The organism is Inhella gelatinilytica, assembly GCF_016093295.1.
Taxonomy (GTDB): Bacteria; Pseudomonadota; Gammaproteobacteria; order Burkholderiales; family Burkholderiaceae_C; genus Inhella; species Inhella gelatinilytica.
Map to the genome: position 1 here is coordinate 155,502 of NZ_JAEDAL010000007.1, position 11,870 is coordinate 167,371.

Below are 11,870 nucleotides of genomic sequence, written 5' to 3' on the forward strand. Positions count from 1 at the left end.
TTACCACTCGAGGGGTTGAATGAACAGGTTGGCGCGGAACTCGTCCCGGTCCAGCAAGGGCAGCAGGTCTTCCAGGGGGCGGGAGACCATGGTGCCGTCCGGGCGAATGGCCGAACCGAGCTTGGGCATCAGGTGCTTGGCGGGGTCCACCATGACCTCGATGATTTCGGGCCCAGGGTGAGACAGCGCGGCGGCAATGTGCTCGCTCACTTCCGCATTGTTTGAAATGCGGCGGTAAGCCAGGCCGTACGCGTGTGCAATGCGGCTCAGCTCCGGCAGGGAAACACCCGTATCAGCCGTTGACGCGACGTAATGGCTTTTGAAATAGCCTTCCTGGGTGACCCGGATGGCGTGGTAGCCGTTGTTGTTGATGACGAAGATCTTGATCGGCAATGGGTGGTGCACCATGGTTTGCAGCTCTTGGATGTTGAGCTGGAATCCCCCGTCGCCGACCAGGGTGATGGCCATCTTTTTGCCCAGAGCCACACTGGCGCCGATGGCAGACGGCATCCCAAAGCCCATGGCGGCCATGCCTTTGGCATGAAACACCCGCTGACGCGCCTTGCAGCGAAAGGCTTGCCCTGACACGGTGAACGAGGTGCCGGAGGAACCCAGCGGCACCAGCGCATCGTCTGGAGCCAACTCGCTCAATTGGTCCACGAAGTAATACGGATCCACATAGGGCTCGTCGCGGACCTGCGCCAGCGTGGGCGCAGCGGGGTATTGGCGCCGCATGCGCTGGCAGTAGGCCAGCCACTCCGTGGGGGCCGCCACCCTGTCGTCCGACAACGCACGGTTGAGGGCTTGAATGAGTGCGGCGGCGTCGCAGCGGGTGAAGCGGTCAACTCCCAAGAACGGTTTGGTGGCCTCGGCCTCATCGAGTTCCACCATGTCGAGGAAGGCTTCGCGCGCGAAGGCCTCGACGTTGTACCCCGTGTGCTGGACACCCAGCCGGGCGCCGATGGACAGGATGTAGTCAGCGTTCTGAATGATGAAGTTGGCGAAACGCGGCCCGTAGGCATTGGCACGACCGAAATACAGCGGGTGGTCATCCGGCACCACATCCATCGCATTCCACGTGCTCTGAACGGGCACCCGCAGGCGCTCGAGCAAGCGCCGCGCGTCGTCCTGGGCGCCGGACAGCCAGATGCCATGGCCCAGCACAATCAGCGGGCGTTTGGCGCTTCGCAACTTGTCCAGCACCGAGTCGACAAAGCCGGTCGGCGGTGGTGGGTTCAGCGTGTCCAGGTCTTCGGCCACCGGGTCAAAACCGCGCAGCGTCTTCGGGTCAACGCGGGCGGCTTGTATGTCCAGGGGAATGTCCAACCAAACCGGCCCTGGGCGACCCGCGCGAGCGAGGTAGCAGGCCTTCTCCAACTCGTAGCGCACATCGGCAGCCCGTTCGATGTAGCGCGCGTATTTGGTGGTTGGCGCCACGACATCGACGATGTTGAACTCCTGGAACCCTCGCTGACGCAGCCCGTAGGGCCGCTGTGAAAACAGGGTCGACACCTGGCCAGATACCACCAGCAGTGGCACGCTGTCGCTCCAGGCACCGGCCACTGCCGTGAGGACGTTGGTCGCGCCCGGCCCCGAGGTGGCAAAACAAACCCCCGTGGTGTTGAGCGTGCGGCCATAGGCATAGGCCGCAATACCGGCGGCTTGCTCGTGGTGGAGGGCGAAGGGTTGAAGGGGGCTGCGCCCCACGCTATCGAGCAAATGCATCATGCCGCCCCCCGAAAGCAGGAAGGCATGGTGCGACCCGGTCAACTCGGGGATGCGTCCACAGAGGTAGTCGGAGACTTTGACGGTGTCAGCGGTGTCGGAATTCATAGGATCGAGGGCGTTTTCACATCACAGCGCCGAGCGGCCAGGGCGTGAACTCGCTCTGGCCGTAGCCGTGGGTTTCGCTGCGGGTTTTGTGGCCGGAGGCCGTGTCCAGAAGCGCCTGAAAGATACGAGCCCCCATGGTGTCGATGTCACAACGGCCGTCGATGATGTCGCCGCAGTTGAGGTCGATGTCATCGGCCTGGCGCTGCCACAGGGCGGTGTTGGTGGCCAGTTTGAGCGAGGGCGCCGGGGCGCAGCCATAGGCTGAACCGCGACCGGTGGTGAAACAGATCAAGTTGGCGCCGCCGGCAACCTGGCCGGTGGCACTGACCGGGTCATAGCCCGGGGTGTCCATGAAGACCAGGCCCGAACGCCGAACCGGCTGTGCGTACTCGATGACGTCCACCAGATTGCTGGTGCCGCCCTTGGCCACGGCCCCCAGGGACTTCTCAAGGATGGTGGTCAGCCCGCCCGCCTTGTTGCCGGGCGAGGGGTTGTTGTCCATGCTGCCACCATGCTGGGCCACATGAGCCTCCCACCAGCGGATGCGCTCGGCCAGCTTTTCGCCCACGGCCGGGCTGATGGCGCGGCGGGCCAGCAGGTGCTCAGCACCATAGATTTCCGGCGTTTCGCTGAGCAGGGCCGTGCCGCCGTGCTGCACCAGGCGGTCCACGGCCTGCCCGAGCGCGGGGTTGGCGCTGATGCCGGAATAGCCATCGGAGCCGCCACACTGCAGGCCAACGATCAGGTGCTCGGCACTGCAGGGTTCGCGGTGCACGGCATTGGCCACGGGCAGCAACGCGCGGATCAGTTCGACGCCACGCGCCACGGCGGCACTGGTGCCCCCAAGACTTTGAATGTTGAAGGTCTGCAGGAGTGGGCCGGGCTCCAGGCCCTCCGCCGCGAGCAGTGCATCAATCTGGTTGGACTCACAACCCAGACCCACGACCAATATGGCGGCGAAGTTGGGATGCCGCGCATAGCCGGCCAGAGTGCGTCGCAGCACCTGCAAGCCCAGCCCCTGATCGTCCATGGCGCAGCCGCTTCCGTGCGTCAGGGCAACCACGCCATCGACCTGCGCAAAGGCCGCCAGTGGACCGTCGGCCCGGCGCGCATGGAAGGGGTGAGAAAAGTGGTCGGCAATGGCGCGCGCCACGGTGGCCGAGCAATTCACGCTGGTCAAAACCCCGATGTAGTTGCGCGTCGCAACTTGACCGTTGGGCCGGCGAATGCCCATGAACGCTGTCTGAAGGGGGGGGCGATCCGGGGTCACGTCGGCTCCGATCACTGCGTGGCGCTCGAAATCCCCCATGCCCAGGTTGTGCACGTGCACGTGTTCCCCGGCCGCAATGTCGCGCAGCGTGAAGCCAATCACTTGGCTGTAGCGCCGAACGGCGCGGCCGGCAGCCAGATCGCGGCGCGCCACCTTGTGCCCAGCCGGGACCAGTCCGCGGACGGTGAGGCCCTCAGCCGTTTGCCCACCCACGAGTTGGCTGCGCGCGATGAAGACATCGTCTGCGGGGTGCAGCAGGAGCAGGGGGGAGGGGAGCGCGCTGGGATTCATGGCGTCAGAAATTCAGGCCGAAGAACGCCTCGAGCTTGTCGGCGATGTAGTCCAGCTGCGGCGTGTCCAAGCCCGGGAAGGTGCCGAGCCAGAAGGTTTGGTTCATCACCACGTCTGTATTAGCCAAGCTGGAGGCCACGCGGAAGTTACGGCCGGCCATGTAGGGCTGTTTGGTCAAGTTGCCCGCAAACAGCAATCGCGTCCCAATCTTGTTTTGTTCCAGATACTGGATCAAGTCCGTGCGGGCGACGCCGGCCGTTTCCTTCAGGATCAGCGGGAAGCCAAACCACGAGGGCTCTGCGTGGGGCGTGGCCTCGGGAAGGTGCAGAAACTCGGCACAGCTTTGCAGGCGGGCCTTCAGGTAATCGAAATTGGCGCGGCGTTTGGCGATGAAGGCCTCCACTTGCTCCATTTGGGCCAAGGCGCAAGCGGCCTGCATGTCGCTAATTTTCAGGTTGTAGCCCAAATGGCTGTAGGTGTACTTGTGGTCGTACCCGTCCGGCAGATCGCCGCCCAGCTCCTTCTTGGTCCAGCAAAAACGCTTGTTGCAGGTGTTGTCTTTACCGGGGGGGCAGTAGCAGTCCCGCCCCCAGTCGCGAAAGGACTCGGCGATGGACTTGAGTTCGTCGTCGTTGGTGAAGACGGCCCCGCCTTCCCCCATGGTGATGTGGTGGGCTGGATAAAAACTCAACGTGGCGATATCGCCGAACGTGCCCACCATTTGGCCTTTGTAGGTGGCGCCCAGCGCGTCACAGCAGTCCTCGACCAGCCACAACTGGTACTTCTTGCACAGGGCCGTGACCACGTCCAGGTTGAACGGGTTCCCCAGGCTGTGGGCCAGCATGATGGCCTTGGTTTTGGGCGTGATGGCGGCCTCGATGAGGCTGGCATCGATGTTGTGAGTGGCCAGGTCCACGTCCACGAATACGGGCACGGCGCCGAATTGCAGGATCGGGTTAACCGTTGTGGGGAAGCCGGCCGCCACACCGATTACCTCGTCCCCGGGCTGAATGGCCCGGGCGCCAAGCTTGGGACTGGTGAGTGTGGAGAACGCCACCAAGTTGGCTGACGAACCGGAGTTCACCGTCAGGACGTGCTTGACACCCAGGAACTGAGCCAGTCGCAGCTCGAATCGCGCATTGAACCGCCCAGTAGTTAGCCAGCCGTCGAGGGCGGCGTCCACCATGTATTGGAGTTCCATCGTGCCGATCACCTTGCCCGACACGGGGACGGCCGATTCACCGGGGACGAAGGGCTTGGGTGCGTGGGCCAGTTCGGCGTACTGCTGCACCAGTTCGGCGATTTGCTGGCGCAAGGCGTCCTGGCGGGGCTGAAACTGAACGGGCGTGGAAGTCGTCATGGTGAAGCTTGGTAGTCGTTGATTTGTTGCAGGCACAGGGCCCGCAGGTCCTGGCCTTGCAACCAGGCTTGGTGCCACTGGACGATGCGGGCGAGCGCTTCTTCCAATCCCCAGCGCGGCTGCCAACCGAGGTGCTGCCGGGCCTTGGAGATATCCAGTTTGAGGAAGTGGGCCTCGTGCGGATGATCGCCTGGCTGCAGGGTCCAGCGGGCTTGCCCGCCCCAGAGACCACACAGGCGCTCCACGATCCATTGCACGGGTCGGGCATCCTGGTCGCGGGGCCCAAAGTTCCAGGCTTGCGCGGTGGCTTGACCTTGCTCAATCAGGGCCTGAGCCAGCACCAAGTAGCCGCTGAGAGGTTCCAGCACATGCTGCCAGGGGCGGATAGCGTGGGGGTTGCGGATCAACACCGGGCGGTCCTCTTGCAATGCCTTGAGGATGTCGGGCACCAATCGGTCCGCCGCCCAATCCCCGCCGCCCACCACATTGCCCGCGCGGGCTGTGGCCAGCGCAATCCCAGCCCCGGCGAGGAACGAGCGGCGGTAGGCGCTGCTGACCAATTCGGCGCAGCCCTTGCTGTTGGAGTAGGGGTCATGGCCTCCCATGGGCTCTTCTTCCCGGTAGCCCCAGACCCATTCACGGTTCTCGTAGCACTTGTCCGTCGTGACATTGACGATGGCCCGCACGCTGGCGGTGCGTCGGGCGGCCTCCAGCAGATGGACCGTCCCCATCACATTGGTGGCGTAGGTCTCCACGGGCTGGTCATACGAAAGCCGGACCAATGGTTGCGCCGCGAGGTGCAAGACGATCTCTGGCTGCACGGCCTCAAAACGGGCTTGCACTGCAGCCCCATCGCGGATGTCCACCCAGGCGCTGCTGGCCAGCCCTTCGGCGACGTGAGCGGTTTCAAACAGGCTGGGCGTGGTGGGCGGGGGGAGGGCCAAGCCATGAACCTTGGCGCCCAGGGCCTGCAACCACAGGCTGAGCCAACTGCCCTTAAAACCGCTGTGGCCGGTTAGGAGCACGACGCGACCGCGCCAAAACGCGGGGTCGACGCCCGCTGCCCCTGCGGAGGACGGCGCGATCAGTCCCATTTTTTCCAGGGGGCTTTTCCGGAGGCCCAGAGGTCGTCGAGCAGGATTTTGTCGCGCAGCGTGTCCATGGGTTGCCAGAAACCATGGTGTTCGTACGCCATCAACTCACCCTGATTGGCCAGCGTGTCCAGGGGCTCACGCTCCCAAATCGTGCTGTCATCCTGACACAGTGAAAGGACTTTGGGATTGAGCACGAAAAAGCCGCCGTTGATCATGCCCCCTTCACCGAAAGGCTTTTCTTTGAAGCTCTTGACTCGGTTGCCGTCCAGATCCAGTGCTCCGAAACGGGCAGGAGGGTAGGTGGCCGTCAGCGTCGCCAGTCGACCGTGAGACTTGTGAAAGTCGATGCTGGCGGTGATGTCGACATCACTCACGCCATCGCCGTACGTCAGGCAGAAAGCCTCATCCAATTCCACATATTTAGCCACCCGCTTCAGACGGCCCCCTGTCATGGACGCATCTCCCGTATCGACCAGGGTCACATTCCAGGGTTCGGCCCGTTTGCTGTGCACTTCCATTCGGTTGGATCGCATGTCAAAGGTGATGTCGGACATGTGCAAGAAATAATTTGAAAAAAATTCTTTGATTACATAACCTTTGTATCCACAGCAAATCACAAAATCATTTATTCCATGGTGGGAATAATGTTTTAGGATGTGCCAAAGAATCGGTTTTCCGCCAATCTCGACCATGGGCTTGGGTCGCGTGGCGGTTTCCTCGCTTAGGCGAGTCCCCAAACCACCAGCAAGAATGACAGCTTTCATATGTGATCCCTTGAAAATAGCGGATGCTGCAGATTAAGCCGCGACAAACGCATCAGACAAAAAATGCTTTCTGGGTAAACCCGCCTGCTCCAGGAGGCACTGAGCACTGGTGATCATCGCATCGGATCCACAGGCATAGACCCAGGTGTTCCCCAGGTCCTTTATTTTCTGCTTCACGATGTCTTGCACATAGCCCCGCGCCCCGGTCCAGTCGGCATGGGGGCGTGAAAGGGTTGGAATGAAGTTCACGGGCGGGGAACCCGGACCCAAACGCGGTGGAGCCAAATAAAAATCGGCGGGTTGACGCCCACCCCAAATCAAATGAATCGAAGAGGGTTGCTCGGAGGCAGGTCGCGTTGCCAGTTCTTGCAGCAATGCCTGAATGGGCGCATACCCCGTCCCGGTGGCCATGCAGATCAGTCGAGCGCCGCCAACCGGGCGCAGAAAAAAACTGCCACGTGGCCCTTCGAATCGAAGCAATTCTCCAGGTTTGGCTTTTTCGAACCAGTACTCACTCATGGCTCCAGCTGGGATTCGCTTAATATGGAATTCCAGTTTTCCGTCGGATGCCGGTGCGTTGGCAATGGAATAGGGGCGTTTAATATTTCCGGGGCCGACAATGTTGACATATTGCCCGGCGAGGTAGCGAAATCCGTGCTGAGGGGGGAGGCGCAAACGCACCCGCAAGACGGACTCACTCAGGTGCTCCAAGGTGTCGATGCGGGCGGGAACCGTCATCAGTTTGAGCGCTGCGAGCTCCCCCAAGTCCTCAATGTCCAAACTGACATCTGAGCTTGCCGAGGACGTGCAAGTAAGCACCCAGCCTTCAGCCTGCTCGTCTAATGTGAGGCTGGGGCTGGCGGCCAGGGGACTCACGGTGCCCGACAGGAGGCGCGCCTTGCAACTGCCGCATCGACCTGTGCGGCAACTGTGTTCGAGTATCAGACCCGCTTGGGCAGCGCTGTCCAGCAAACTCTGACCTGGAACCGAGGGGCACTGGTGCCCATTGGCGAGATGGATTTGGTGCGGGATGGACAAAGGCGCTCCGGTAGCGTGAGGCCACGCGAGAGCTCATCCTAACCACAGCCCTGCGAGGCAAATCGCGTAACAGGCTTTGAAATACCGGAGTCTTCGGATGCTGGCGTTCAAATCGCTGCTCCAGGCTGCCTCCGCAACGAGCGTCAATTCGCTCGGAATCGGTATTGCGTCGCTTCCACAAATTCAAGGAGGCGCATTTTGAAAGAAGCTTGGTGATAACGGATTCGCTCCATCGTTTCTTGGCGCGTCCGTTCCGCCCGATCCAGCTCATAGTCTGAGTCGCCAAAAGCAAAACCGCCGGTTCCTTGCTCCATGGCTTCCATGTCCGCTCGGGTCCACGTCCAGTCGTGGTAACTCAGGTGTTTCAACACCACCGTTGCACCACACAGCACGGCTTCCAAATTGGTGGCGCTGACGGCGTCATAGGAATACAGGCGTGAGGTCCTGCGCAGGTGAAACGCCAATTCGGGCCGCGTGGGCGGCCAGCTGTAGGTGATGGGGATGCATCCCTCGTGCGTATCCTTCAGAAAGCGCGCGCCCTTGCCGAGCCAGAGCATGTTCTGGGGGCGCTCAACCACGTTGTTGGCGTTAAACAGCGCCAAGTCGATGGGGAGCAGGTACAGCACCGCATGACGCCCCGCGCGCTGTGCGGGAAAGGCCTTGGAGTAGTACACCCGGAACTCCTCCGGGTTGTCCGTCTCGCGGGGCATTTCTTTGCCCAAAACGTAGCGCACGACGTGTTTGGCGCCGAAGGGATTTCCCGGAAAACCATCGGTGCAGATCACGATGGCCTCGTCCTGTAGCCGTGGCCACGCTCGCTCAAAAATTGGGTTGATGCAGGGGGTGTTGAGTGCGGGGTTGAGCATTTCCGCTGGGCTGGGCGACAGGTTGCTGGTGATTAACAACTTTGCATCCAACCCCAGCGCATTGAGTTCATGGCATAGCGTGTGCATCACTCGAACACCAGCACTGACGCAGTAGGAGGGAGTGACGATGACGTAAGGGCGGGTTTTCATCTGGCGGCTTGAAATTTAGGCTTGCAGCAACCAACGAAACGCGGTCCGGAACTGGTGCAGCATCTCTTCGATGTCGTAGTCCCCTGCCTGCAGGTCCGCATGCTGGGCGGTGAGGTAGGGGACCAAGATTCCCAGCTTGTGTGCCAGCATGACGCGGAACTCAGCGGGGTCCACGATATATCGCCCATGCTTGTGCCCATCCATCAATAGCTGCAACCACTCCATGTTGGCCTTGATGGCGGTCGTCTTTTTACGTTGATCCTGTCCGCCGTGAATTCGGAAGGAGCTCAGTGGCTCGGAGATGTACACGCAATGGCGACCGTGCATCAACTCCATCCAGGTCGACAGGTCGGTCATGATTTCGTACTGACGTCCACAAAACCGCCCAAAGCCCGCACCCAGATCCGAGCGGCGGTACATGGCGGTGGTGGGTTCTCCGATGAGGTTCATGCCATGTCGAAGGATGAAGTCCCCCATTGACTGGCCGATGACCACCATGTCGCGATCGAACAAGCGGGTGGTGCCCGGTAGGGGTGGCAATTCGTTGCCAGCCGCATCGATCAGCTGTCGAAATGAGGTGACGAGCCCCACCGTCGGAAAGGTTTCGAAGTAGCGGACCATGCGCTCCACCTTGGTGGGGTGGAACAGGTCATCATCCATCAGGAAGTTGACATAGGTGCCGCGCGCCTGCCGTAGCGCGTTGCTCCAGTTCTCCCAAGCACCGCCGCCCTCCTGTACGTGGTATTCCACGCGAGGGTCTGCCGCGAGTTGGTCTCGAATGGAGTTGAGGCTACTGTCATCCCCGCTGTTGTCGCTGATGACAATTTGCAAATGGACATGGGTTTGGCGACGGGCACTCTCCAACGCCAACGGCAGATAGTCCGGCCGCTTGTGGGTTGGGATCAAGATGCTGACCAAGGGTTCTTCTACACCATCCATGCTGACTGGGTACCCCAATGATGACCTTCTGGAGCATAGTGAGGTGCAAAGGCCCCTAGTCCACTGATTTGCACGGGGTCCCATCCCCAGTTCAGCGTCAGACAAAAGAAAAGGGAGCGTGTGAACACGCTCCCTCTGGGGCCTGATCAAGGGGCGGTCAGCCCCAATACTGTCCTTTAGAACAGCGGCAGGATCACACTCGGATCTTCATCGTCCTGTCTTGGATGACGCCAGCCATGGTGCGGAGGCGGTGCGCTTGGCGGCTCCATCGCTGCGGTGGCTGGAGTGCCGTCGGTCCGCTCGGGCAAGGGCAGCGGCTTTTCAGCCGGTGCGACAAGCTCTTCGGCTGTGGGCAGCGCAGCATCCTTGGCAAACCAGACGTCGGTCATGGCTGAGGTTTCACCGTTGGCCTTGGTGAAACTGGAGACCAGGCCCAACAGGTTGCCGTTGTCGACTTCTGTGCCCTTGGTCGCCCCGAGGCTCATGCTCGTGATGCCCAGTTCGGTCAGCGACTTCAACTCACCCGCGTCCGTTACCCCGTCGCGGTCCGCATCCACCCACACCTGCAGCTTGCTGAAGTTGGTGTCTGAGGCGTCGATACGGCCATCGTGGTTGCTATCTTCCGCTGACAGGGCCACAAAGCCATCTGCTGCGCGCGAGCCATCTGCCAAGCGAGTGCCTGAGCCAAAGAGCTCTCGGCCATCGTTGATTTGCCCGTCTCCGTTGCGGTCCATGACCAAGAAGCCGTCCTGCCCGGCAACCCAACCGTAACGAGCGGCTTGCCCGTCCCCGTTCAGGTCGAAGTTCACGCCTTCTGCAGCATTCAAGGTCTGGATGCCATTGCCATCCAAGTCAAGCACGATCGGCGTCGCCAGGAACATAGCGTTGACCTGGGCCGTATTCAGTGCTGCCACAGCATCGGTGGTGAACGCCGTGACCTGCGCCATGTCCATCGAGGCGAGGTCAGAGGTGTCGAAACCCACCACCTGAGCTGACGTGAGGCTCGCAATCTGATCGGTGCTCAATCCATCGATTTGGAGAGAGTTGAGTGCGCCCAAATTGCTAGACCCCAAACCTGCCAACGCGTCGGTCGCGATCGCGTTGATCTGCGCAGAACTAAAGCCTGCCATTTGAAGGGTCGTCAGTGCGGCGAAGTCTTCGCTGGTGATGGCGGCGATGCCATCCGTTCCCAGCGCCGTGATTTGCGTACTGGCTAAGCTGGCCCATTGTGTGGAATCCAGACCAACCAATTGCTCTGTACCCATCGCGGCGATCTGTGCAGTCGTAAAGGCACGCAGATCGGACGAGCTGAAGGCGACAAAGTCATCCGACTCGAGTCCCAAAACTTGTACGGTTGTGAGGCTGGCGATCTGATCGGTTGCCAAGCCTGCCAACTGATCCGTCGAGAGTGCTGCAACATCTGCCGAGTCCAGGCCTCGCAATTGATTGGTCGTCAGTTGGCCCATCTGGACCGAACTGATACCCGCCAACTGGTCGGTGCCCAATGCCCCCAACTGACTGGAGGTGAAGGAGCGCAACTCGGTCGAGCTGAAGGCTGCGAAGTCTTCGGATGCCAAGCCCACAACTTGCGCCGTGGTCAAGCTGGCGATTTGAGCCGACGTCAAACCGTCTAGCTGGTCGGACGTCAGCGCGCTGACATCGTCCGAATCCAAGCCCTTCAGTTGCAGCGTACTCAGTTTGGACAAGTCCGCTGACTCCAGACCGGCCAATTGCACGGTATCCAATGCTTGCAACTGCGCCGAGGTGAAGCCCCCGAACTGAACCGACGTCATCGCGGCAAGATCATCACTCTCTAGGGCCGCGACTCCGGCCGTGCCGAGGGCTGTGACCTGTAGGCTCGTCAGCATCGCCCATTGGTCGGAATTGAGCCCCGTCAACTGTTCCGTCCCGAGTGCGGCGACTTGCGCCGTGGTGAATGCGCGCAGGTCGCTGGAGTCGAACGAGCTGAGGTCGTCGGACTCTAGCCCCTTAACTTGAGTCGTGGTCAGACTGGCGAACTGAGCCGTGTTGAAGCCGGCCAACTGATCGGTTGTCAGTGCTGCGATGTCCGCGGAATCCAAGCCGCGCAATTGCGTGGTCAATAGGTCACCGAACTGATCCGAGGTCAAGCCGGCCAACTGATCCGTCCCGAGCGCTGCCAGATGGCTGGAAGTGAAGGACTGCAGTTCCTTCGAACCGAAGGCACCAAAGTCCTCGGATGCCAGACCCACTACTTGGGCCGTTGACAAGCTCGCAATCTGGCTG

The 11,870-nt window shown here is 61.2% G+C and carries 9 protein-coding genes and 1 pseudogene; all 10 read right to left on the reverse strand.

The genetic code is table 11. The features are described from left to right. A complete protein-coding gene (locus I7X43_RS13610; protein WP_198101493.1) occupies positions 1–1,833 on the reverse strand; it encodes a thiamine pyrophosphate-binding protein in 1,833 nt (610 codons plus the stop codon). A gap of 16 nt (positions 1,834–1,849) precedes the next feature. Further along, positions 1,850–3,394, reverse strand: coding sequence for a D-arabinonate dehydratase (locus I7X43_RS13615; RefSeq protein ID WP_198101494.1), 1,545 nt, complete (start codon positions 3,392–3,394; stop codon positions 1,850–1,852). A gap of 4 nt (positions 3,395–3,398) precedes the next feature. Beyond that, the gene (gene rfbH / locus I7X43_RS13620; protein ID WP_198101495.1) at positions 3,399–4,754 is read right to left on the reverse strand and encodes a lipopolysaccharide biosynthesis protein RfbH; all 1,356 of its coding nucleotides are present in this window, start codon (positions 4,752–4,754) and stop codon (positions 3,399–3,401) included. Next, the gene (rfbG, locus tag I7X43_RS13625; RefSeq protein ID WP_198101496.1) at positions 4,751–5,848 is read right to left on the reverse strand and encodes a CDP-glucose 4,6-dehydratase; all 1,098 of its coding nucleotides are present in this window, start codon (positions 5,846–5,848) and stop codon (positions 4,751–4,753) included. The genes rfbH and rfbG overlap by 4 nt, the downstream gene beginning before the upstream one ends. Then, on the reverse strand, positions 5,839–6,612 hold the full coding sequence (gene rfbF / locus I7X43_RS13630; protein ID WP_198101497.1) for a glucose-1-phosphate cytidylyltransferase: 774 nt from the start codon (positions 6,610–6,612) through the stop codon (positions 5,839–5,841). Before rfbF ends, rfbG begins: the two co-directional genes overlap by 10 nt. 33 nt (positions 6,613–6,645) lie before the next feature. After that, on the reverse strand, positions 6,646–7,392 hold the full coding sequence (locus I7X43_RS13635) for an NAD(P)H-flavin reductase (protein ID WP_246480428.1): 747 nt from the start codon (positions 7,390–7,392) through the stop codon (positions 6,646–6,648). Positions 7,393–7,422: 30 nt separating this feature from the next. Beyond that, positions 7,423–7,650 (reverse strand): annotated as a pseudogene (locus I7X43_RS16635) (2Fe-2S iron-sulfur cluster-binding protein); the annotation flags it as partial. Positions 7,651–7,793: 143 nt separating this feature from the next. Further along, positions 7,794–8,666: a hypothetical protein gene (locus tag I7X43_RS13640; RefSeq protein WP_198101499.1), complete on the reverse strand. Its 873-nt coding sequence runs from the start codon at positions 8,664–8,666 to the stop codon at positions 7,794–7,796. Between the two features lie 15 nt (positions 8,667–8,681). Further along, positions 8,682–9,605 carry a glycosyltransferase family 2 protein gene (locus I7X43_RS13645; RefSeq protein WP_198101500.1) on the reverse strand — a complete coding sequence of 308 codons (924 nt, stop codon included), beginning with the start codon at positions 9,603–9,605 and terminating at the stop codon, positions 8,682–8,684. Between the two features lie 176 nt (positions 9,606–9,781). Then, positions 9,782–11,870 (reverse strand): SPM autocatalytic domain-containing protein (locus I7X43_RS13650; protein ID WP_510602558.1); only part of this gene is annotated, 2,089 nt, incomplete at its 5' end.